We start from the raw sequence: 21,243 nt of genomic DNA on the forward strand, positions 1-21,243 counted from the left end.
CATGCGACGACGGCGTCCGGCCCTGCTGATTCCACTGACGGTGTGGGCTGCCCTGGGCAGCGCCCACGCCAACGAACGCCTGCCCGTCACCGAGGTTCGCTTCAGCGCCAGCGGTGAGCGGGTCATGGCCGTCGTGAGCGGCGAGCAGGACGGCAGCGGCTTTGGTGCCGCCCGCCTCAACGTGCTGAGCACCCGCAACGGACAGACGCTGCTGGGCCGCGCCCGCACCCTGGAAAACGGCACGGCCATGCAGGCCCGCGCCGCGCTGCTGGACACGCCGCCCGTCCCGGCCTTCCTGCGCGCTGCCGGACTGACCGCCCGCCCTGCCAGCGTCCCCCGCTACCGCCGCAGCTACCCGGTCCCGTACCCCCGCTGGGAGGACGCCGTGACCCCCGGGCACGCCCAGACCACGCCCGTGCGCCTCTGGACCGTGCCGGTGCCCGTGCGCCTGAACGTGTACGCCGTGAACACCACCTGCCCGTACCCGGACATGCTGCCCCCCGGCACCCGCCCCGCCGGGTTCAGCCTCCGCGTGAACGGACAGGTCGTTCATACCGATCCCCTCACGCCCGCCCGGCCCGCCGCGCACCCGCTGAACTGCGCCGCCGGGTACACCGTCGAACGCGTGGACGTGCAGGGCAACCGCGTGCTGGTCACCCTGCGTGCCCTGATCCCGGGCTTCGAGGGGCCGGACGCCGTGCCCGTCTACGTCGCCGCCACCCTCAAGTAGGTTGATGGTGAGCAGGTGATGGTTGATGGAAGTCACGCAGAGTCCTCCATCAACCATCACCCTGTCACGATCACGCCAGCGTGCTGGCGACGCGGTTCATCAGGGCGCGGGCGGCGTTCAGTTCGTCGGTGTTGATGGTGTGACCCAGGCCGGGAATCACGCGGGCGTCCACGTCCGCGCCGCGCGCGCGGAGGGTCGCGGCCGTCTCCTCGAAGCGGGCCAGGGGAATGTGGCCGTCGCGGGGGTCCACGCCCATGAACACGGGCGTGCCGCTCAGGTCGCCGGTCCGGTCCAGGGTGATCAGGCCGCCGCTGAAGGCGATCACGCCGCCCAGGCCCGGCCTGCGGCTGGCGTACTCCAGCGCCAGGCACGCGCCCTGGCTGAAGCCGCCCAGCACCACCCGGCTGGCCGGGATGCCCTGCGCGGCCAGGATGCCCATGACGGCGTCCACGGTGGCGAGGGCGCGGTTCAGGTGCGGCTGGTTCTGCTCGACGGGCGCCAGGAACGACTGCGGGTACCAGGTGTTCCCGTCCGCCTGCGGCGCGAGGTACGTGAACGCACTCAGGTTGAATTCGCGTTCCAGGCTCAGGATGTCGGCCGCCGTGCCGCCGCGCCCGTGCAGCAGCACCATCGCCACCCGCGCGTCGGCCAGGGGGCGTCCGGCGGTCAGGACCTGCACGCCCTGCCCGTCAGGCCCGTCCTGGGTGGGGGCGGGCGGGCTGTTCAGGTCGCGTCCGCCGATGGTCACGCCGTACTCGCGGTTCACGATGCGCGGCACGTGCGCCTCGATCTGCGCGCGCTGCGGCTCGAACCACGCCGGGAGTTTCAGGTGCCGCCCGAGTTCCTCGACCGGCTCGTCGTCCGGGAAGCCGGGCGCGTCGGTGGCGATCTCGAACAGCACGCCGTTCGGTTCGCGGAAGTAGATGGAATGGAAGTACTGGCGGTCCTGCACCGGGGTGGGGCGGTACCCGGCCTCGCTCAGGGACGCCATGTACGCGTCCTGCTCGGCGTCGTCGCGGGTGCGCAGCGCGACGTGGTGAACGCTGCCCGCCCCGAAGGTGCCGCGCGGCTGGCCCGGCCGTTCCACGACGTCCACGAACAGGCCCACGCCGTCCCCGCTGCCCCGGAACCGCGTGCGGGTGCCTTCCGGGTCGGGTTCGCTGCCGACCTCCGTGAAGCCCAGTTGCCCGACCAGCAGCTGGCGCACGGCGTCCGTGTCGCGCACCCAGGCGGTCACGGAATGAAAGCCGCGCAGTTCGTGGTCGGCCGGGACGGGCGAGGCGGGCCAGGGCTGCACGGGCACGCCGTCGTCGAAGGTCAGTTCGATCCAGGTGCCGTCCGGGTCCTCGAAGGTCAGGACCTGCTGCCCGAAGCGGGTGCTGGCGGTGGCGTTCAGCCCGTGCCCCGCGAGGCGGGCCTGCCAGTAGGCGTGGCTGGCGGCCGGGACCGAGTAGGCCAGCGCGACGACCTCGCCGTTGCCGCGCACGCCGCGCCGCGCGCCGGGCCAGGGGAAGTGGGTCATGATCGTGCCGGGCTGCCCGGTCCGGTCGCCGTAGTAGAGGTGGTACGTGCCGGGGTCGTCGAAGTTCACGGTGACCTTCACCAGCCGCTGCCCGAGCACCTGCGTGTAGAAGTCCACGTTGCGCTGGGGGTCGCTGGCCATGACGGTCAGGTGGTGCAGGCCCTGGACGGGGCTGGTGCCGGGAGCGGGGGAGTGGGAGGTCATGAAGCCATACTACTTAACATTGAACTATTAAAGGTGGCCCGCGCTACACAGAGCAGGCTCCCTGGCGGCCACCACCCGACCGCAGAAGCGGGGAGAACCCACCTTCCCGGTCCCTCCCCGCTCCGCGACCAGTTCCGGTCAGGCGCGGCCGCGCGCCCCCCGGCGCCTGCCGGCCCCGACCGGTTCGGCCTGCTCGCGCCCGCGCAGCGCCAGCCCCAGCTTCTTCGACAGGCGGGTCAGCTGATCGCGTTCCTCGCCCGTCAGGACCGAGAACACCTCACGGATGCCCGCCACGTGCTGCGGCAGCACCCGCCCGATCAGCGCCTCGCCCTCCGGCGTCAGCGACACCCGCATGATCCGGCGGTCCACCTCGTCCCGGTCGCGGCGCACCAGCCCGTCGCGTTCCAGGTTGTCGATCACCATGGTCAGGTTCCCGCTCGACCGCAGGATCTTCTCGGCCAGTTCCCGCTGACTCAGCGGTCCCAGGTGGTACAGCGCCTCGATCACCCCGAACTGGCTGATGGTCAGGTTATGCGCGGCCAGATGCCGGTTGGAGGCGACCTCCACGGCGTGAGACGCGCGCCACAGCTTCACGTAGGCGTCCAACGCCGCTCGGTCCTCGGGTGAGCCAGCGTAACGGTTCGGCATAAGCTCCATGGTCGCCGCGAGTCTTCATGAAGTCAAGTAAACGCCCCCGGTCGCGGGTGGACCGGGGACGGAGTGTTCAGGCGCACGCAGGGCCGGCGTTCACGTCAGCCGCGCGCGCGGTACTCCTCGGTCGCCAGCCGCACGCAGGCGGCCACGGCGCGCATCGCCACGTAGACCTCCTCGACCGGCGGGCGGGTCGGCGCGAGGCGGATGTTGCGGTTGTGCGGGTCCTTCCCGCCGGGGTACGTGGCGCCCGCCGGGGTCAGGCTCACGCCCACCGCGTCCGCCAGGGCAACCACGCGGTCCGCGACCGGCTCGGCCGTATCCAGGCTGATGAAGTACCCGCCGCGCGGATTCTTCCAGGTGGCGAACGTGCCGTCCGTGCCGAGTTCCTCACTCAGGACCTCGTTCACCGCGCGGAACTTCGGTTCGATCAGCGCCGCGTGCGCCGCCATCAGGCCCTCCAGCCCGCCCGGGTAGGTCTGGAGGAACTTCACGTGCCGCGCCTGCTCGACCTTGTTCGGCCCGATGCTCTGTGCGTTCAGGTACTTCGAGAGCCACTTCACGTTGTCCTCGCTGCTGCCCAGGAAGCCCAGGCCCGCCCCGGCGAACGTGACCTTGCTGGTGCTGGCGAACACGAACGCCCGGTCCGGGAAGCCCCCGTCACGGCACAGCGCCACGAGGTTCACCGGCCTGTCCTGCGCCGCCGGGTCCGGCGACAGGTGATGCACGCGGTACGCGTCGTCCGCGAAGACCGTGAAGTCCGGCGCGGCCGCCCTCAGCGCGGTCAGGCGGCGGGCCTTCTCGGCGCTGATGGTCTCGCCGCCCGGGTTCGAGTACGTCGGCACGAACAGCACGCCCTTCACGGACGGGTCGGCCGCCGCGAGCCGCTCGATGGCGTCCACGTCCGGCCCGTCGGCCTGCATGTCCACCGTCAGCAGCTCGAAGCCCAGCGTCTCCAGCAGCAGGAAGTGCCGGTCGTAGCCGGGCACCGTGACGATCATCTTCGGCGCCTGCCCCGCCCAGGGTTTCCCGCCGCGCAGGCCGTGCAGCAGCGCGAACGTCAGCACGTACCCCTGCAGTTCCAGGCTGGCGTTGTTCCACACGATCATGTTCTCGGGCTTCAGGTCCAGGTACGCGCCGAACAGCGCCCGCGCGGACGGCAGGCCCGCCACGCCGCCCGGGTAGTTGCGCAGGTCCAGGCCGTCCATGTGCGTGTCGTTCTCGCCCAGCGCGCCCAGCAGGCCGTTACTCAGGTCGAAGTCCGCGTCGGCCGGCTGTCCGCGCTGCATGTTCAGTTTCAGGCCCTGCGCCCGCACCGCCTCGTACGCCGCGCGCGCCCGCTCCAGTCCCGTTCCCGTGCTCACCGTGTCGCTCGTCATGCCCACAGGGTAACGGCCCGCGCCTTCCGGGATGCCCCCCTTGTGCGGTCAGCTTCCGGGGTGGGGGCGGGGTCTCCGGGGCGGGCGGGTGTTACACTTCTGGCGCCCGGCCCCCGCGCCGAGCGTCCCTCTTTTGCGTCTTTCCCCCTTTTGCCTTCCGCCGCCCGGCCCTTTGCCCGGCTGCGGCACACTGAGCCCCGCCCAATCCGATTTCGGCCCAATCCGAGTTCCGCCCAATCCAGGCACCACCCAACAGGAGACCTTCAATGCAGTACATCGTTCACCGTCCGCGCGTCGGGGTGTTCATCGACACCCAGAACCTCTACCACTCGGCCCGCGACCTGCTGGAACGCACCGTGAACTTCGAGACGATCCTGAACGTCGCCACCGAGGACCGCGAACTCGTGCACGCCATCAGTTACACCGTGGAACGCGAGAACGAGGCGACCGCCCGCCCGTTCATCTACAAGCTGTCCACGCTGGGCTTCAAGGTGCGCCGCATGAACCTCACGCTGCACCACGTCACGGACGGCGGCAAGGCCATCTACGAGGGCAACTGGGACATGGGCATCGTGGCCGACATGGTCCGCATGATGGACCACATGGACATCATCGTGCTGGGCAGCGGCGACGGCGACTACACCGACATCGTCGAGGTCCTGCAGGAACGCGGCAAGCGCGTGGAGGTCATCGCGTTCCGCGAGCACACCGCGCAGAAACTCATCGACGCCGCCGACCGCTTCACGCACCTGCCCGACATCGAGAACGGCCTGATGCCCGCCCGCACGCCCAAGGCCAGCAAGACCGAGGAGTGAGGCCGTGCCAGACGCACCGCAGCCCGGCGGCATGTCGCCCGTCACCACCCTGAGCGCCGAACAGGCCGCGCTTGCCGACGCGACCCTGGCCCGCCTGAACTTCGACCTGCCACCCGACCGCATCGCGCAGACCGGCGCGGAACCCCGCGACGCCTCCCGCCTGATGGTCGTGGGGCAGACCGTCACGCACCACATCTTCCGGGACCTGCCGAAACTGCTGCGCCCCGGCGACCTGCTGGTGTTCAACGAGAGCCGCGTCATCCCGGCGCGCGTCATGGCCCGCAAACCCGTGGACGCCGCCGGACACGGAGGCGGACAGGTCGAGGTGCTGCTGCTGCGCGAGGAGGACCTCCCGGACCTGAGTGCCGAACACGGCCCGCACCTGTGGAGTGCGTACCTGAAACCCGCCCGCCGCGCCGGGAACGAACTGTGGCTGGGCGACGGCGAGCACCGCCAGCGTGCCCGCGTGGTCGGGCAACTGGAGGACGGCGCCCGCATCCTGGCCTTCGACCGGGACATCAAACCCCACCTGGACGACATCGGCCGCCTGCCCCTCCCGCCTTACATCGACCCCGGCAGCAGTGACGACACGTGGCGGGAACGCTACCAGACCGTGTACGCCCGCGCGCCCGGCAGCGTGGCCGCCCCCACCGCCGGCCTGCACTTCACGCCGGACCTGCTCGCGGCGCTGGACGCCGCCGGGGTGGAGCGCACCACCGTCACCCTGCACGTCGGGGCCGGGACCTTCAAACCCGTCACCGGCCCCGTCGCCGAGCACACCATGCACGCCGAACGCTACTCCGTGACGCCGGGGGCGGCCGCCGCCATCAACCGCGCCCGCGCCTCCGGACGGCGCGTGATCGCGGTCGGCACCACCACCGTCCGAACCCTGGAAAGCGCCTGGGACGGCACGCAGGTCCGCGCGGGCGAGGGCGACACCCGCATCTTCATCACGCCCGGCACGCCCGTGAACGTCCCGGACCTGCTGATCACCAACCTGCACCTGCCCGGCAGCACCCTGCTGCTGCTCGTGACCGCCTTCGCCGGAGAGGACCGCATCCGCGCCGCCTACGACGCCGCCCTGCACGGCGAGTACCGCTTCTACTCGCTGGGCGACGCCATGCTGCTGACGAACGTGCGTGGAACGCAGGCGGCGGGCAGCGGGACGCGCTGAAGGTGGGCGCTGGCCCGCTTCCTACTGATCACCCTCCACGGCCCGTTTCAGGGTGGCGGTCGCCGCCTCGCGCGTGAAGCCCAGGCGGTTGTTGATGGCCAGCATGGGGGCGTTCCCGGTGTGGTTGCCGGTGTGCGAGTGCGTGAAGCCGCGTGCCAGGGCCGCGCGGGCCGCCGCCAGCTTCAGGGCGAGACCGAGGCCGTGGCCGCGCCACTCGCGGCGCACGCCGGTCAGGCCGTTGTGCAGGTGGCCCGGCTGGGCGGGCAGCGTCTGCGCCAGCTGACTGGTGCCCAACCACGTGCCGTCCGGGGCGACGGCGATCATCAGGCCGCGCGGGTCCAGTTCACGCTGAGGCATCCGCATCCGCCAGACCTCGAACGGCCAGACCTGCACGGGAGTCGCGCTGGGCACGTCGGTCAGCAGGGCGCGGATCAGGTCGTAATGCTCGCGCGGCTGCGTGTCCCAGGGGTCCGCGCCGGGGGCGGTCAGGTCCGCCAGCGAAACGACGCGCACGCCGCTCGCCAGGGCGCGGGCTTCCTCGTCCGCGAACGCCGCGAAATCCAGGGTGCGCAGGTCCAGGACGCTGCTCCACATGCGGTCGTGTTCCGCCCAGCCGCGCCGTAGCAGGTGCCCGGTCTCCCACCAGCCCTCCCGCAGGCGCGTGACGGCCACCCGCGCGCCCGCCGCGCGCAGCACCTCCAGGCCGTACTCGACCAGTGAGTCGGCCAGCGCGGAGCGGCGGTACTCCGGGTGCAACGTGACCGTTAGGTCCAGCCACCCGTCGTGGTTGTCCATGCCCGGCACGCCCGTCTGCACCGCCCCGACCAGTACGCCGCCCAGGAACGCCCCGCGCTGCGAGTGATGCTCGCCCGGCAGTCGCCCCGCCGCCAGCCGCTCCAGATTCACGGCGTCCGTCGGTTTCTCCGGGTGCGCCAGCGTCAGCAGCGCCGCGTACTCGGCGGTGCTCAGATCACGAAACGACACGTCACGGAACGACAGGTCGGCGGGGGTTCCCTGCGCGGAGGGCAGCGGGGTGTGCTCGCTCATGGCGTGCAGCAGATCACACGCCCGCGCCCCGCGCATCCGCAATTCAGCTCATCAATGGTGCGGACAGGTTCATCCCTTCAGATCAGACCAGCGATGAACACGCCGTGTTTACCCCTCCCCCTTGAGGGGGGAGGCTGGGAGGGGGTGAGCAGGCATGGCGTGACAGAAACCGTGTTTCATGCTTGTCCGCTCTGGCGCTTAAGGGCGTCGAAGCTAACATTGCGAGATTCCGGGAAAACGCCGGAATCCCTCCATTCCCGCTTCAACGCCCTTCCTCTGCTGCGCGCTCCGCGCGGTTTATCTACAAGATAAACGCAGTGTACTTAAACAGTGTCCGTATCAGTGATCGTCCGGGCCGATCGGCTCGATGGGGAAGATGCGCCCTGCCAGGGATTCCAGCCCGCGCGTGCCCGCGCGTTTCTGGCAGCCCTCGGTGGCGGTGCACAGCGTCATGTACCGCGTGCGGCGCGCGGCGACCTGCACGCGGTACAGCGCGGCCTCGCTGCGGCTGCGGGTGTAGTGGCACAGGTCGCAGTGCAGCACGCCACGCGTCTTCGGGTCCAGCGGCGTGAACTCGGCCAGCTGCTCGCCGTGCACCAGCGCCAGCCGGCCGTCCGCGACCGGGTACAGGCCCAGCGTGGGTGCGGCGGGCCGGGCGGCGTCCTGCTCGCCGAACAGTTCGCGGTGCGTGTCCGGGAACAGTTCGCGCAGCAGGTCCCTGACATCGTGTGCCCGCGCGCGGGCTTCCTTCCGGTGCGGGTCGTTCATCATGTCCAGTGTAGAAGCGGACGCCGCGCAGCAAAGTGGAAACGGGCACAGGGTCGCCCGCACCGGCGCAGTAGACTGGAGGCTGTGACCTGCCTCCTGCCCCGCACCACCCCGCCACGCAGGCAGCGCCCTTGAGGTCCCGCACCGCCAACCGCAGCGGCATCGTCATCCGCCGCCGCGTGACGCCCGCCGGGGACATCCTGCTGTCGCTGCTGACCCCGCAGGGCAAACTGAAGGCCGTGGCGCGCGGCGGCGTGCGCGGCCCGCTCGCCAGCCGCCTGAACCTGTTCCACCACGTGCACGTGCAGGTGTACCAGGGCCCGCACAACGACCTCGCCAGCGTGCAGCAGGCTGTGCTGGAGGGCGCGCTGCCCACCCTGGCGCAGCCGGAACGCTACGCCTTCGCGCACCTGATGGCCGAATTCGCCGACGCGCTGTTCCAGGAAGGCGAGTTCAGCGAGCAGGCCTTCGAGCTGTTCGCGGGGGCGCTGCGCGGCGTGGCGCACCAGCCGGATCCGGAATGGGTGGCGCTGGTCATGAGTTACAAACTGCTGGCCCTGGCCGGATTCGTCCCGCAGACCACCCACTGCGCCCGCTGCCGCGCGCCCGACCCGGCGCACCCGGACCCGCTGGGCGGGCAACTGCTGTGCCGCGCGTGCGCCGCGCTGCCCGCATACCCGCCCGACGCGCTGGACTTCCTGCAGGGCGTGGCCCGCCGCACCGTGCGCGCCAGCATGGACGCCCCGCTGCCCGACGCGCAGCGGCCCGCGCTGTGGCGGGCGCTGGAACGGTTCGTGACCGTGCAGATCGGGAACGTCCAGTCCTGGCGGCAGCTCGTGCCGCACGCGCAGGCGGCGCCCACGTCGTAACGGCCGACACCCCCCAGTTTCTACAACCCCAGTGCGGCGATGGCGCCCAGCAGCGCGACCGGCGCCGTCTCGGCCCGCAGGATGCGCGGCCCCAGCGTCACGGCGTGTGCGCCGCCCGCCACCAGCCGCGCGACCTCCGCGTCGGTCAGGCCGCCTTCCGGGCCGGTGATCAGGGTCACGGGCGCCGACCAGTCGAGCACGTCGGTCAGGCGGGTGTTCGAGCCGGGCTGCGCGACGAACACCTGCCCGGTCAGCGGCACGCCTGCCAGCGCAACGGGGGCCAGCACGGGCGGAATCACGTTGCGGCGCGACTGCTTGGCCGCCTCCTGCGCCACGCGGTTCAGGCGGTCGAGTTTCTGCGCGCCGATCTCGCGGGCGTCCGCGCGGGCCGTGACGGTCAGCTGCACGGCGCTCACGCCGAGTTCCGTGGCGGCGCGCACCACGTCGCTCAGCTTGTCGCCCTTCAGCAGGGCCGCGGCCAGCGTGACCGGCTGCGGCGTTTCCAGGTGCGTCTCGATGGCCTCGCCCAGGTGCAGCGTGGCCCGCGCTTCCTCCAGTTCGGTCAGGGTGGCGAGCGCCTCGGCGCCCTGACCGTCGAACACGCGCAGGGCGTCCCCGGCGCGCAGGCGCAGGACATGCAGGTGCCGCGCCTCGCCCGGCCCCAGCGTCATGACCGCCGACAGGGCCGGCACCCGCACCCGGTGGCGCGGCAGATCGGGCCGGGGGCGGTCGGGCCGGTCGGCGGTCATGCGTTGCGGGCGGTCACGAGCGCCCAGTCGCCGTCGGTCCGCACCTGCACGTCCGTGAACCCCTCGCGCTCCAGGGCATCCTGCACCAGCGGCAGCTTGCTGACCAGGATGCCGGTCAGGATCAGCGGTCCGCACGGGCGCAGGTGCCCCAGGTACGCGCCCACCAGCAGGTCGTGCAGCTCCGCGTACAGGTTCGCGACCAGCACGTCGAACACCCCGTCCGGAACCACGTCGCCCGGCAGGTCGTCGCCCAGCGTGCCCACCATGAACGCCGCGCGGCCCTCCGGCACGCCGTTCTGCCCGGCGTTCTCGGCAGCAATCGGGATGGTGACCGGGTCGATATCCACGCCCAGCGCGTAGCGGGCGCCCAGCAGCGCCGCCGCGATGGCCAGCACGCCGCTGCCGGTGCCCACGTCCAGCACCGTCTGCCCGTCCAGGTCCAGCGCCGAGAGCGCCTCGACGGCCATGCGGGTGGTCGCGTGGTGCCCGGTCCCGAAGGCCATGCCCGGCTCGATGATCAGCGGCACCTGGGTGGACGGCACCTCGGCGCGCAGCCACGGCGGCACGATGGTCACGCGCCCGGCGGGCACGGGCCGCAGGTTCGCCTTGAATTCCGCCTGCCAGTCCTGATCGGCCTCGTCCCGCCACTCGCCGTCGCGGATGTCGGCAGGCAGGTCGGCCTGCTCGTCGAAGTACGCGCGGATCAGGCCCGCGCGTTCCTCCAGGCCGGTCGCGCCGGCCTCCCACAGCAGGTCGAGGTGCTCCTCGCGCGTTTCGAACGTTCCGGGAAGGTGGTAGACCAGCATCCCCTCAGTCTAGGGTATTTCCCGGATTGTCGGCGCTGGAGCGGCCCTGGGCCACGCCGGCACGCACCGGACGGGCGGTGTCCCGGCCCCGACGCGGGCAGGCGGGTCCGGTAACGCTTCTGTAGCGCGGCAGAAGCGGCACTCGACTCCGGGCGGCCCGGCCCCCTTCATCCACTCAGGTCCGGGCCTTAGACTGCCAGTCAGACCCCCCCCGGCTTCCCGGGGAACACGGGCCGCCCGGAGGAGACGCAGATGGCACGCAGGACCGACACCCACACCACCGGACCGGACCGGATGCCGGACGGAGGTGACTGCCGGAGCGTGCCGGACCACCTGATCCTGACCCTGGTTCCCGGCGCGGTCATGCGTGCCGGATGGCCGGCCGGCGCGGCCCGCGCCGCCCTCCCGTGGCTCGCCACGCTCGGTCCCCGCGACCTCCACCGCGCCGCCTGGGGCGAGCGGGTCACGCTACGCCGGCCCAGGCACAGTGCCGTGCGCCTGCCCGGCGCGCACCGGCAGGCCGGGACGGCCGTGCTGGAGGCCGTGCGGCCCGGCGCGGCGCAGGTGCGGCTGGACTGGTCCGCGCGGCCCGCTGCCCCCACGCACGCCGGGGTCACCGTGCACGGCGCGCCGCCCACCGACCTGCCGGCCGAACTGCTGCCCTGCCTGACCCTGCCGCCCGCACAGGCACTGGACGCGGCCGCGCCCTTCCTGCGGAGGGCCGGCGTGACCCGCGCCCAGCTCAGCGACGGGTTCGACCTGTTCAGCCGTGACCTGACCGGCGGCCCCGACCCCGCCGGGCTGCGGCACGCCCTGACGGTCGGCCCGCCGGACGCCACGCTGGGCCGCCTGTGGCTGAGCGGCCCCCCGGGTCCGGACGCGCACGCGGCGGCGCAGGCGCTGTTCGTGTCGGCCAGCGCCGCTGCGCGGCAGGTGCGGGCGGCGCGTGAGGCCCGCACCGCCCGCCTCAGCCTGGACCTGCAGTGGGCCGCGCAGGCCCTGCGGGACGGTCATGTGTTGCCCGAGGAGACCCTGCAGGCCGCGCAGCGACTGACCGGCGCGCTCGGCGCAGCCCTGCTGACCCCCCAGGGCGCCCTGCTGCAGGCCGGTGCGCTGGACGACGGCAGCCTGTGCCGCGCCGTCCGCGCGCTGCGCCTGACGCGCAGCCCGGCCGGGCCGACCTGTCCGGCCGCGCCGCTGCTGCTGGACCTGGGGGGGGCCGGCGGCTGGACGCTGCTGGTGCCGCTGAACAGCCCGGGCGTCTCGGACGCCGCCTGGGCCTTCCAGTTGCCGGCCGGTCCGCACGGCTGGCTGGGCGACCCGACCAACCAGATCTGGGAGACCCTGCGCCGCGCCGCGCGCGATCCGGTGCATGCGTCCGGCCCGCGCGGCCTGGAACGGCGGCAGGAGGGAACCGTGACGCTCTCGCCGACGCTGCTCAGCGTGCTCGACAGCGTGGGTGACAGTCAGATTCCCAGCCAGATCGCCGGGCGGGGTTTGGCGCACCTGACCGGCGCGGGCGGCGCGGTGGGCGGCGCGTACCTGACGGTGCCCGGCCCGCCGGACCGCCCGGCCGGCGCGGGAGACACCGGGCGGGACCTCGCGGCGTCGGCCGGTGACGTGGCGGCGCTGGGGGAACCGCAGGTGCAGGCCGCGCTGCGCCGGAGTGCCGGGCAGAGCGGCACGCGGCAGCTCAGCCGGCCCGGTGCTGCGGCCGTCTTCCTGAGTGTCAGTCCGGTGCAGGTGGGCGGTCAGATGACCGGCGTGCTGGCCCTGCTGCACGCCTCGCCGCCACCGGCCGCCACGCTGCCGCTGCTGAGCGTCCTGGCGACCCAGGTGGGCAAGGCCTGCGAGCGGCAGCGGGTCCTGCGGGACCTCGCGCAGGTGCGCGAGCAGACCTTCCGCGTGCTGGGGCGCGTGCTGGAGTACCGCAGCTTCGAGACCAAGGGCCACACGGACCGCGTGACTGCCCTGGCGCTGCGGCTGGGGCAGGAACTGGACCTGCCCAGCACGCAGCTGGCGCACCTGCGCTGGGGCGCGTACCTGCATGACCTGGGCAAGATCGCCATCTCGGACGACGTGCTGCACAAGGAAGGTGCCCTGACGGACCCGGAACGGCGCTGGATGCGGCGGCACGTCACCATCGGCGAGACGCTGCTGCGCGAACAGGGTCTGGTGCCGCCCGAGGTGCTGCAGATCGTCCGTCACCACCACGAACGCTGGGATGGTGGGGGCTACCCGGACGGGCTGAGCGGCCGCGACATTCCGCTGCTGGCGCGGCTGTTCGCGGTGGTGGACGTGTTCGACGCGCTGAGCAGCGAGCGGCCCTACAAGGCCCCCTGGTCGCGGCAGGACACGCTGCGGGAACTGCGGCACATGGCCGGCACGCACCTCGATCCGGCCCTGGTGGAGACCTTCCTGGGCATGCTGGGTGCGGGCCTGCCCGCGCCGCCCTTCGGGGCCCTGAACTGAACTGCCGGGCCGCGGACCGGGCGCCCTGGACCGGGTGCCCTGGACCGGGCGGCCCCGGCGGCGGTCTGCACATCTGCGGGCCGGTGCGGGCGGCGTGGGGGCGCGCCGCACCTATACTGGCCCGCATGAAGCTCGCGATCGTCGGTGTGGGGAAGCTGGGCCTGGCCCTGCTGGAAGGTGTGGTGGCCCGGGGCGTGATCCCGGCCTCCGAGATCGGGCTGCTGGACCTGAACACGGCCCGGACCGAGGAGATCGCCGCGCGGACCGGGGCGCGCGCCATCACGCCCGCGCAGCTGCCGGGCACCGAGCGGGTGCTGGTCAGCCTGCAGCCCCGCGTGTTCCCGGAGGCGGCCGGCTGGCTGGCGCAGGAGAACACCGGGTACATCAGCACCATGGCCGGCGTGAGCGTGGCGGCGCTGGCCCGCCGGCTGGGCACGAAACGGGTGGTGCGGGTCATGCCGAACCTCGCGGCGACCATCGGGCGCAGTCAGACGGCCATCACGGGACCGCGTGAGGCGACCGACGCGGGTGACCTGGCGTTCGCGCGCCACCTGTTCGCGGCCGTGGGGGACGCCTACGAGCTGCCTGAGCACCTGTTCAACGCCTTTACCGGCATGAGTGCCAGCGGCCCGGCGTACGTGGCGGTGGTGGCCGAGGCGCTCGCGGACGGGGGCGTGCGCATGGGGCTGCCGCGCCCGCTGGCCAACGAGCTGGCGGCCAAGCTGCTGGTCTCGACCGGCGAGCTGCTGCAGCTGCGCGCGCACCCGGGCATGCTCAAGGACGAGGTGGCCAGTCCCGGCGGCACGACCATCGCGGGACTGGCGGCGCTGGAGTCGGCCGGCGTGCGGGGCGGTCTGATCGAGGCGGTCGTGCAGGCGACCCGGCGGGGTACCGACCTGGGCCGCGATCAGGAGTAAGGGTGATACGGACTCCGGTTGAAAGGCGCGCAGATACTTTCGACCCGAGCGGACCCGTGGAGTTGCGACGCAGAGCGAGCGCGAGAGAGGTGGGTTCCGGGCGTGGCGTTGACAGATCGGTGGTGTTCCGGTCTGTCAACGAAACAATCGGAATCCGTGTGGGCGGCCGGCGCGGCGCCCGTGAGGGCGCGGTCCTGGCATCTGAAAGCGCTTTCAGGTACAGTGCGGACATGTTCCCAGCGTTCAAGTCGCGTCAAACGGCTTCCGTGTGTCCTGCCAGCCGCCCGGACCGGCGGCGCACCAGCGTGGAGAGCGGCGCATGAACCGCGCCGTGACCCTCAGCGAGGTGGCCCGCGAGGCCGGCGTCTCCCCGAGCACCGTCTCCCGCATCCTGAACGGCACCGCCCGCGTCAACGACGCCAAGGCCCGGCAGGTGCGGCTCGCCATCGAGAAACTCGGCTACACCCCCAACACCTTCGCGCGCAGCCTCGCCACCGGCACGTCCGGCAGCATCGGCGTCCTGACCCCGGACATCGCCAGCCCCTTCTACAACGACGCCCTGAGCGGCATCGAGCGCGGCCTGATGGGCAGCGGCTACTCCCCGATCATCATCAGCGGCCACTGGCGCACCGACGAGGAAGAGCACGCCGTCGCGCTGCTCCTCAACCGCCGCGTCGAGGGCATGATCATCCTGGGCGGCCAGCTGCCGGACCATGACCTGCACGCCCTGGCCGCCCGGCTCCCGGTCGGCGTGCTGGGCCGCGCCATCGACCTCGGCGCGCACGGCGGCGTGTCGCTCGCCATGGACAACCGGCAGTCCGCGCGGGACCTCGTGAACTACCTGATCGGTCGTGGACACCGCGTGATCGGGCACATCAGCGGCCCGCCCGACCATGCCGACGCCCGGCAACGACTGGACGGATACCGCGACGCCCTGCAGGAACGCGGCCTGCGCTTCGACCCGGCACTGGTGGTGCAGGGCGACTTCCAGGAATCGAGCGGCCTGATCGGCATGCAGCGCCTGCTGCAGGGGCATTCGGACATGACGGCGGTGTTCGTCGCGAACGATCAGATGGCGTACGGCGCGCGCCTGGCCCTCTACCGCCTGGGCCTGCGCGTGCCCGAGGACATGTCGCTGGTGGGGTTCGACGACCTGCCCGGTTCCTCGTACACCATGCCGCCCCTCACCTCGGTCCGGCAGCCCATGGCCGAGATGGGGCAGTGGCTGGCCCGCTACGTCCTGTCCCGCCTGCGCGGTGAGGAGATCGAACCCTTCGAGCCGCGTCAGGAACTGATGCTGCGCGAATCCGTCGCCAGCCGCCGCGGCCGCTGACCCCGGCCGCCCCCCTGACGTCCGGTTGGATGGGCGGCCTGCACCGTTCCGTCCGGGCCCGGCGCTACGGACTCCGGTGGAAGGGGTGGCAAATACCGTTCAATCCGATCGGACCTGTCGAGCTGGCCTGAAGTGCTGGCCTGAAGTGGAACAGCAAAGCGGGTGCCGGACGTGGAGTTGACAGATCGGTGGTGTTCCGATCTGTGAACGAAACAAACGGCAGGCCGTATGAAAGGGCATTCTTTCACGATCGCCCCCGGCTATCAGGAATGCCGGCTTTCTGAATCGTTATATACGGACTTTGTGATCGTCCGCCGCCCGAGAGGGGGAAAGTCCATCTTGACAGCGCTTTCAAAAGGCGAGTACAGTGACATCCAAGCAGACCTGAAACACCCAGACCCCTCCGTTCACCCGTGAACGGAACCCCGCAAGCGCCCGCCGTCCACCCGATGCGTGCCCGCTGTCCTGTCTGCCGAGGCCCCGACCCGCCCCCCACCCCACGGAGGAACCACCATGCGCCAGCTGCCCCGCCTGACCCTGACCCTGACCGCCGCCCTCTGCGCCGCCCTCGGCAGCGCCAGCGCCCAGAAGACCACCATCACGGTCGGCGTCTTCCCGGACCTCGACAGCGTCGTGAAGGCCGCGCTGCCCGGCTTCAACAAGCTCTACCCGAACATCACGGTCAAGATCAACTCGCTGGCCTACGCCGACCACCACACCGCCCTGACCACCGCCCTCTCCACCGGCAAAGGCGCCAGCGACGTCGTGGCCGTCGACTTCGGCTACGTCGCCCGCTTCGCCGAAGGCAACGGCCTGGTCGACATCAGCAAGGCCCCCTACAACGCCGGTCAGTACCGCAGTCAGTTCGTGGCCTACACCTACCCGCAGGCCATGACCCAGGACGGCCGCATGGTCGGCATGCCCACCGACATCGGCCCCGGCGCCATGTTCTACCGCACCGACCTGCTCAAGAAGGCCGGCGTGAGCCCCGCCGCCATGAACGCCAGCTGGGAAAGCTACATCAGCAACGGCAAGAAGGTCGTCGCGGCCAACCCCGGCACCTTCCTGATCCCCGACGCCAGCGAGGCCGCGCAGATCATCCTGCGTACCGGCCTCAAGAGCGGCGAGGGCCTGTTCTTCGACAAGAACAACACCGTCCTGGTCGACCCGGCCAGCCCCCGCTTCGTGCGCGCCTTCACCATCGCCAAACAGATCCGCGACGCGAAACTCGACGCCCGCGCCGGCAGCGCCTTCAGCCCCGAATGGACCACCGCCTTCCAGAAAGGCAACCTCGCCACCGAATTCAGCGGCGCGTGGCTCGTCGGGCACATGCAGAACTGGCTGGCCAAGGACTTCAGCGGCAAGTGGGCCTCGCAGCAGCTGCCCGGCAACACCTTCGCCAGCTGGGGCGGCTCCTTCTACGCCATCCCCCAGCAGAGCCAGCACAAGACCGAGGCCTGGGCGCTCATCAAGTACCTCACCACCAACAAGGACCAGCAGGTCCTGGCCTTCAAGACCACCGGCGCGTTCCCCGCGCTGCGCGCCGCCGGCAGCGACCCCGTGTTCAACGAGGGCGTGCCGTACCTGGGCGGCCAGAAGGCCCGCGTGCAGTGGCGTCAGGCGGCCCTGAAGATCCAGCCGCTCGACGTGAACAAACTCGACCCCATCGCTGAACAGATCGTGAACGACGCCCTGGCCAGCGTCCTCGACGGCAGCAAGGACATTCCCACCGCCCTGACCGAAGCGAAGAACCTGATCAGCCGCCGCGCCCGCTGAGCGGCGCCACCGGGGGGCAGGTTCCGCGGCCCGCACCGGCCGCCGGAACCTGCCCCCCACCCCATGGAGTGAAGGATGCAAGCGACCCTCAAACCCCCCAAGGCGCGCCGCAGACCCAGCTGGAGCGACTTCCAGCGGCGGTACGCGCCCTACCTGTTCATCAGCCCCTTTTTCATCCTGTTCTTCGCGTTCGGCCTGTTTCCCATCGTGTTCAACGCCTTCCTGAGCTTCCACCAGTGGCAGCCGGGCACCGGCCTGGGCGAGATGAAATTCGTCGGGCTGCGGAACTACACCGACAACCTGACCGACCCGACCTTCTGGCTGTCCCTGAAGAACACGGCCGTCCTGGCCGTCCTGTCGGGTCTGCCGCAGCACCTGATCGCCATCCCGCTGGCCTTCGCCATCCAGGGCGGCCTGCGGCGCATGCAGAACCTCGTGACCGCCGTGTACTTCCTGCCGTACATCACGTCCATCGTGGCGATCTCCGTGATCTTCTTCACGCTGTTCTCCTGGCAGTACGGCGTGATCAACGTCGTCCTGAACGCCCTGCACGGCCTGCCCCTGATCGGCGCGCTGTTCCCCGCCGAGAAGATCAACTGGCTGGGCGAGAAGGAGTACGTGCAGAGCGCCGTCGCCATGGTCGTCGTGTGGCGCTACACCGGCTGGAACATGCTGCTGTACCTCAGCGGCCTGCAGGCCATTCCCCGCGAACTGTACGAGGCGGCCAGCGTGGACGGCGCCACGCGCGGCCAGCAGTTCCGCTTCATCACGCTGCCGCTGCTGCGCCCGATCATGTTCATCGCCGTGACCCTCAGCCTGATCGGCGGCCTGCAGCTGTTCGAGGAGCCGTTCATCCTGACCAACGGCAGCGGCGGCGCCGGACAGGCCGGACTGACCACCGTGATGTACATGTACCGCACCTACGCCGCGTACTCCGACGCCGGCGTGGCCGCCGCCATGTCCTGGCTGCTGTTCCTCGTGATCGGCGCCCTGACCCTCGTGAACAACCGCGCCTTCGGCCGCAGCGGCCTCGCCGGAAGGGACTGACCATGACCGCCGCCCCCACCCGCACCCCCCGCCTGGACACCCGGCGCATCGGCGCGTACCTGCTGATCTTCCTGGGCGCCCTGCTGACCGTCGCGCCGTTCTACTTCATGTTCGTGTTCGCCACGCACACCCGCACCGACATCTTCCACCTGCCGCCCCCCGCGTGGTTCGGCAGCAACCTCGACGAGAACTACCGCAGCCTCGTGGAACGCGTGCCGTTCTGGCGCAACCTCTGGAACAGCCTGTACCTCGCGGTCCTGACCACCGGCTTCACGCTGTTCTTCTGCACGCTGGCCGGGTACGCCTTCGCGATGTTCTCCTTCAAGGGCCGCGAGGCGCTGTTCGGCCTGCTGCTGGCCACCATGCTGATCCCCGGCACCCTGAACATCGTTCCGTTCGCGCTGATCATGCAGGCGCTCGGCTGGATCGACCAGCCCCGCGCGCTGTGGGTGCCGGGCATGGCCAGCGCCTTCGGGATCTTCCTGATGCGCCAGTACATCGGCAGTTCCATTCCGCGTGAACTGGTCGAAGCGGCCCGCATCGACGGCGCCACCGAGTTCGGCATCTTCCGCCGCGTGATCGTGCCCCTGACCGGCCCCGCCATGGCCACCCTGGGCCTCGTGACCTTCGTGCAGTCCTGGAACGGCTTCCTGGGACCGCTGATCATCTTCCGCACCGCCGAGACCTTCACCGCGCCCCTGGCGCTGCGGTCCATGCAGGGCATCGCGAACACCGACTGGGGCGCCCTGATGTGCGGCGTCGCCCTGACCGTCGTGCCGCTGCTGATCCTGTTCGCCCTGGCCTCCCGCCAGCTGATCGAGGGCCTGACCGCCGGCGCGACCAAAGGCTGAGCCGCGGGCCGACCCGCCCGCTCCCCGCGTCCTTCCGCGCCACTCTCCACCCACCTCGCACGGCCGGATGCCTGAATCCATTCGACCGGAACCACAGGAGTTCCCGCATGACCCGTACCCTCCCCCAGACCCCGCCCGCCTCCCGCCCCCTCCCGGCCGACCTGACGCGCCGCGACTTCCCGGCCGGATTCGTGTTCGGCGTGGCCACCAGCTCGTACCAGATCGAGGGCGCCGCCGCCGAGGACGGCCGCACGCCCAGCATCTGGGACGTGTTCTGCGCCGAGCCGGGCCGCATCAGCGACGGCAGCAGCGGCGCGGTCGCCTGCGACCACTACCACCGCTGGGAACAGGACCTCGACCTGATCGCCGCGCTGGGCGTCGACGCCTACCGCTTCAGCGTCGCGTGGCCCCGCGTCGTCCCCGCCGGCCGCGGCCCCGTCAACCCCGCCGGGCTGGACTTCTACGAACGCCTGACCGACGGCCTGCTCGCCCGCGGCGTGCAGCCCCACGTCACCCTGTACCACTGGGACCTGCCCGCCACCCTGCAGGACGCGGGCGGCTGGACCAACCGCGACACCGCCCACGCCTTCGCCGAGTACGCCGCCGCCGTCGCCGCGCGCCTCGGCAACCGGGTCGTCAGCTACGCCACCCTGAACGAACCCTGGTGCTCCTCGATTCTCAGCTACGAACTCGGCGAGCACGCCCCCGGCACCCGTGACCGCGCCGCCGCCCTGAGCGCCGCGCACCACCTGATGCTCGGCCACGCCCTGGCCCTGCCCGAGATCCGCCGTCACGCCCCGCAGTCGCAGGCCGGGATCGTCCTGAACCTCGGCCCTCAGGAGAGTGCCAGCGACCGCCCGGAGGACATCCGCGCCGCCCGGCACGCCGACGGACGCTTCAACCGCTGGTTCCTGGACCCCCTGCTGCGCGGCGAGTACCCGGCCGACACCTGGGCGGACGTGGCTGTCGACGCGCCGCCCGTCCAGGACGGCGACCTGACCCTGATCGCCGCGCCCATGGACTTCCTGGGCGTCAACTACTACTCGCGCGGCGTGATCGGCGCACAGGGCGGCGTGCTGCCCGAGGGCGCCCGCGTCACCGACATGGGCTGGGAGATCCACCCGCAGGGTCTGACCGACCTGCTGCTGCGCCTGAACGCCGACTACCCGAACCTGCCGCCCGTCTACATCACCGAGAACGGCGCGGCCTTCGCCGACGAACGCAGCGGCGACCGCGTCCACGACCCGCGCCGCACCGAGTTTCTCAGCACCCACCTCGACGCCCTGCTGCGCGCCACGCAGGCCGGCGTGGACGTGCGCGGGTACTTCGCGTGGTCCCTGATGGACAACTTCGAATGGGCGCACGGTTACCAGAAACGGTTCGGGCTGGTGTACGTCGATTACGCCACCCAGGAGCGCCTCCTGAAGGACAGCGCCCTGTGGTACCAGGCATTCCTGAAATAGCGCCCGCTGCGCGCCGCAACAGGGGAGAGGCCCGGGCGCCCCTATCCGCGCAGTGTCCCGCCGGGAACTGCTCTAAGCTGCGGGGCGATGCCCGCCCTCGCCCGCGCCGCCCTCCACCCCACCCGGCTGTTCCCGCTGACCGCGCTGCTGTGCCAGGCGGCGCTGGGTGCGCCGCCCGTGGACAGCCACTACTACCCCCACCGGCCAGGCACACGCTGGACCTACTCCAGCGGCGAGACGCAGGTGGTCGGCGTGCCCATCACGCACCGGGGCGTGTCGGTCGTGCCGGTCAGCCACCAGTTCGGCAGTACCACCTACACCCAGGACCTGCTGGAACACCGCGCCGACGGCAGCGTGTGGCTGCGCGGCGTGAATGCCGGGGGTCGACTCACGTGGTACGCCTCACCGCTGAACGTCTACCCCGCCGGTCCGCTGTCGCCGGGCATGACCTGGACCGGCAGCGCCGGCACCCTGAAAACGCGTTCCACCGTGACCGGGGTGGCGCCACTGAAACTCGCGGGCGGCACCTTCAACACCCTGACCATCCGGACCGAGACCACCGCGGGCGGCCGGGCCAGCGTCCAGACCACCTACTTCGTGCCGACCCTGGGTATCGTCCGCTACCAGACGGCCGACGGCAGCGTCATCGACCTGCTGCGCTGACCGGCCA

Annotated in this window: 19 protein-coding genes; 12 read left to right on the forward strand and 7 right to left on the reverse strand. The window is 71.4% G+C overall.

What is annotated here, in order from left to right; genetic code table 11:
* Nucleotide 1 precedes the first annotated feature (1 nt).
* Nucleotides 2-730 (forward strand): DUF2259 domain-containing protein, encoded by a 729-nt coding sequence (locus ABDZ66_RS02645; RefSeq protein ID WP_343755731.1) that lies wholly within the window; start codon nucleotides 2-4, stop codon nucleotides 728-730.
* 70 nt (nucleotides 731-800) lie between these two features.
* Here ABDZ66_RS02645 and ABDZ66_RS02650 read toward each other — a convergent pair whose 3' ends face one another.
* The 3 genes from ABDZ66_RS02650 to ABDZ66_RS02660 all read right to left on the reverse strand — a co-directional run bounded on the left by ABDZ66_RS02650 (nucleotide 801) and on the right by ABDZ66_RS02660 (nucleotide 4,486).
* On the reverse strand, nucleotides 801-2,456 hold the full coding sequence (locus tag ABDZ66_RS02650) for a VOC family protein (RefSeq protein WP_343755733.1): 1,656 nt from the start codon (nucleotides 2,454-2,456) through the stop codon (nucleotides 801-803).
* Nucleotides 2,457-2,594: 138 nt separating this feature from the next.
* On the reverse strand, nucleotides 2,595-3,104 hold the full coding sequence (locus ABDZ66_RS02655; protein WP_343755735.1) for a MarR family winged helix-turn-helix transcriptional regulator: 510 nt from the start codon (nucleotides 3,102-3,104) through the stop codon (nucleotides 2,595-2,597).
* A gap of 104 nt (nucleotides 3,105-3,208) precedes the next feature.
* Nucleotides 3,209-4,486 carry an aspartate aminotransferase type Ic gene (locus ABDZ66_RS02660; protein WP_343755737.1) on the reverse strand — a complete coding sequence of 426 codons (1,278 nt, stop codon included), beginning with the start codon at nucleotides 4,484-4,486 and terminating at the stop codon, nucleotides 3,209-3,211.
* A 266-nt stretch (nucleotides 4,487-4,752) separates the two neighbouring features.
* Between ABDZ66_RS02660 and ABDZ66_RS02665 the strand changes: the two genes are divergently transcribed.
* The gene (locus tag ABDZ66_RS02665) at nucleotides 4,753-5,301 is read left to right on the forward strand and encodes a LabA-like NYN domain-containing protein (protein WP_078299597.1); all 549 of its coding nucleotides are present in this window, start codon (nucleotides 4,753-4,755) and stop codon (nucleotides 5,299-5,301) included.
* A gap of 31 nt (nucleotides 5,302-5,332) precedes the next feature.
* Nucleotides 5,333-6,475: a tRNA preQ1(34) S-adenosylmethionine ribosyltransferase-isomerase QueA gene (queA, locus tag ABDZ66_RS02670; protein WP_343755851.1), complete on the forward strand. Its 1,143-nt coding sequence runs from the start codon at nucleotides 5,333-5,335 to the stop codon at nucleotides 6,473-6,475.
* Between the two features lie 21 nt (nucleotides 6,476-6,496).
* On the opposite strand, the gene ABDZ66_RS02675 is transcribed toward queA, so the two are convergent.
* Nucleotides 6,497-7,522: a GNAT family N-acetyltransferase gene (locus ABDZ66_RS02675; protein WP_343755743.1), complete on the reverse strand. Its 1,026-nt coding sequence runs from the start codon at nucleotides 7,520-7,522 to the stop codon at nucleotides 6,497-6,499.
* 339 nt (nucleotides 7,523-7,861) lie between these two features.
* Nucleotides 7,862-8,290 (reverse strand): hypothetical protein, encoded by a 429-nt coding sequence (locus tag ABDZ66_RS02680; protein ID WP_343755745.1) that lies wholly within the window; start codon nucleotides 8,288-8,290, stop codon nucleotides 7,862-7,864.
* 131 nt (nucleotides 8,291-8,421) lie between these two features.
* Here ABDZ66_RS02680 and recO point away from each other — a divergent pair, with 131 nt between their 5' ends.
* Nucleotides 8,422-9,159: a DNA repair protein RecO gene (gene recO, locus ABDZ66_RS02685; RefSeq protein ID WP_343755747.1), complete on the forward strand. Its 738-nt coding sequence runs from the start codon at nucleotides 8,422-8,424 to the stop codon at nucleotides 9,157-9,159.
* A 20-nt stretch (nucleotides 9,160-9,179) separates the two neighbouring features.
* Here recO and ABDZ66_RS02690 read toward each other — a convergent pair whose 3' ends face one another.
* Together ABDZ66_RS02690 and ABDZ66_RS02695 are read right to left on the reverse strand one after the other, a co-directional pair.
* Nucleotides 9,180-9,908, reverse strand: coding sequence for a 16S rRNA (uracil(1498)-N(3))-methyltransferase (locus ABDZ66_RS02690; protein WP_343755749.1), 729 nt, complete (start codon nucleotides 9,906-9,908; stop codon nucleotides 9,180-9,182).
* A complete protein-coding gene (locus ABDZ66_RS02695) occupies nucleotides 9,905-10,714 on the reverse strand; it encodes a 50S ribosomal protein L11 methyltransferase (protein ID WP_343755751.1) in 810 nt (269 codons plus the stop codon). Before ABDZ66_RS02695 ends, ABDZ66_RS02690 begins: the two co-directional genes overlap by 4 nt.
* A 252-nt stretch (nucleotides 10,715-10,966) precedes the next feature.
* Between ABDZ66_RS02695 and ABDZ66_RS02700 the strand changes: the two genes are divergently transcribed.
* The 8 genes from ABDZ66_RS02700 (at nucleotide 10,967) to ABDZ66_RS02735 (ending at nucleotide 21,236) form a co-directional block, all read left to right on the forward strand.
* Nucleotides 10,967-13,186: an HD domain-containing phosphohydrolase gene (locus ABDZ66_RS02700; RefSeq protein ID WP_343755753.1), complete on the forward strand. Its 2,220-nt coding sequence runs from the start codon at nucleotides 10,967-10,969 to the stop codon at nucleotides 13,184-13,186.
* Nucleotides 13,187-13,311: 125 nt separating this feature from the next.
* Nucleotides 13,312-14,103, forward strand: a complete 792-nt coding sequence (gene proC / locus ABDZ66_RS02705) for a pyrroline-5-carboxylate reductase (protein ID WP_343755755.1) — start codon at nucleotides 13,312-13,314, stop codon at nucleotides 14,101-14,103.
* A 319-nt stretch (nucleotides 14,104-14,422) separates the two neighbouring features.
* Nucleotides 14,423-15,436, forward strand: coding sequence for a LacI family DNA-binding transcriptional regulator (locus tag ABDZ66_RS02710; RefSeq protein ID WP_343755757.1), 1,014 nt, complete (start codon nucleotides 14,423-14,425; stop codon nucleotides 15,434-15,436).
* A gap of 513 nt (nucleotides 15,437-15,949) precedes the next feature.
* Nucleotides 15,950-17,212, forward strand: a complete 1,263-nt coding sequence (locus ABDZ66_RS02715; RefSeq protein WP_343755759.1) for an ABC transporter substrate-binding protein — start codon at nucleotides 15,950-15,952, stop codon at nucleotides 17,210-17,212.
* 75 nt (nucleotides 17,213-17,287) lie between these two features.
* Nucleotides 17,288-18,259, forward strand: coding sequence for a carbohydrate ABC transporter permease (locus ABDZ66_RS02720; RefSeq protein ID WP_343755761.1), 972 nt, complete (start codon nucleotides 17,288-17,290; stop codon nucleotides 18,257-18,259).
* Between the two features lie 2 nt (nucleotides 18,260-18,261).
* A complete protein-coding gene (locus tag ABDZ66_RS02725; RefSeq protein WP_343755763.1) occupies nucleotides 18,262-19,110 on the forward strand; it encodes a carbohydrate ABC transporter permease in 849 nt (282 codons plus the stop codon).
* A gap of 107 nt (nucleotides 19,111-19,217) precedes the next feature.
* Nucleotides 19,218-20,573, forward strand: a complete 1,356-nt coding sequence (locus tag ABDZ66_RS02730; protein WP_343755765.1) for a GH1 family beta-glucosidase — start codon at nucleotides 19,218-19,220, stop codon at nucleotides 20,571-20,573.
* An 87-nt stretch (nucleotides 20,574-20,660) separates the two neighbouring features.
* The gene (locus ABDZ66_RS02735) at nucleotides 20,661-21,236 is read left to right on the forward strand and encodes a hypothetical protein (RefSeq protein WP_343755766.1); all 576 of its coding nucleotides are present in this window, start codon (nucleotides 20,661-20,663) and stop codon (nucleotides 21,234-21,236) included.
* Nucleotides 21,237-21,243 lie beyond the last annotated feature (7 nt).

The organism is Deinococcus depolymerans (genome assembly GCF_039522025.1).
GTDB lineage: Bacteria > Deinococcota > Deinococci > Deinococcales > Deinococcaceae > Deinococcus > Deinococcus depolymerans.

Bases quoted from the DNA above. Each gene is read 5' to 3' on its own strand.
- ABDZ66_RS02700 (WP_343755753.1), top strand. From the start codon at position 10,967: ATGGCACGCAGGACCGACACCCACACCACCGGACCGGACCGGATGCCG.
- ABDZ66_RS02695 (WP_343755751.1), bottom strand. From the start codon at position 10,714: ATGCTGGTCTACCACCTTCCCGGAACGTTCGAAACGCGCGAGGAGCAC.
- ABDZ66_RS02735 (WP_343755766.1), top strand. From the start codon at position 20,661: ATGCCCGCCCTCGCCCGCGCCGCCCTCCACCCCACCCGGCTGTTCCCG.
- ABDZ66_RS02725 (WP_343755763.1), top strand. From the start codon at position 18,262: ATGACCGCCGCCCCCACCCGCACCCCCCGCCTGGACACCCGGCGCATC.
- ABDZ66_RS02680 (WP_343755745.1), bottom strand. From the start codon at position 8,290: ATGAACGACCCGCACCGGAAGGAAGCCCGCGCGCGGGCACACGATGTC.
- ABDZ66_RS02675 (WP_343755743.1), bottom strand. From the start codon at position 7,522: ATGAGCGAGCACACCCCGCTGCCCTCCGCGCAGGGAACCCCCGCCGAC.
- ABDZ66_RS02650 (WP_343755733.1), bottom strand. From the start codon at position 2,456: ATGACCTCCCACTCCCCCGCTCCCGGCACCAGCCCCGTCCAGGGCCTG.
- ABDZ66_RS02660 (WP_343755737.1), bottom strand. From the start codon at position 4,486: ATGACGAGCGACACGGTGAGCACGGGAACGGGACTGGAGCGGGCGCGC.
- ABDZ66_RS02720 (WP_343755761.1), top strand. From the start codon at position 17,288: ATGCAAGCGACCCTCAAACCCCCCAAGGCGCGCCGCAGACCCAGCTGG.
- proC (WP_343755755.1), top strand. From the start codon at position 13,312: ATGAAGCTCGCGATCGTCGGTGTGGGGAAGCTGGGCCTGGCCCTGCTG.
- ABDZ66_RS02655 (WP_343755735.1), bottom strand. From the start codon at position 3,104: ATGCCGAACCGTTACGCTGGCTCACCCGAGGACCGAGCGGCGTTGGAC.
- ABDZ66_RS02715 (WP_343755759.1), top strand. From the start codon at position 15,950: ATGCGCCAGCTGCCCCGCCTGACCCTGACCCTGACCGCCGCCCTCTGC.
- ABDZ66_RS02690 (WP_343755749.1), bottom strand. From the start codon at position 9,908: ATGACCGCCGACCGGCCCGACCGCCCCCGGCCCGATCTGCCGCGCCAC.
- ABDZ66_RS02665 (WP_078299597.1), top strand. From the start codon at position 4,753: ATGCAGTACATCGTTCACCGTCCGCGCGTCGGGGTGTTCATCGACACC.
- ABDZ66_RS02710 (WP_343755757.1), top strand. From the start codon at position 14,423: ATGAACCGCGCCGTGACCCTCAGCGAGGTGGCCCGCGAGGCCGGCGTC.
- queA (WP_343755851.1), top strand. From the start codon at position 5,333: ATGTCGCCCGTCACCACCCTGAGCGCCGAACAGGCCGCGCTTGCCGAC.
- ABDZ66_RS02645 (WP_343755731.1), top strand. From the start codon at position 2: ATGCGACGACGGCGTCCGGCCCTGCTGATTCCACTGACGGTGTGGGCT.
- ABDZ66_RS02730 (WP_343755765.1), top strand. From the start codon at position 19,218: ATGACCCGTACCCTCCCCCAGACCCCGCCCGCCTCCCGCCCCCTCCCG.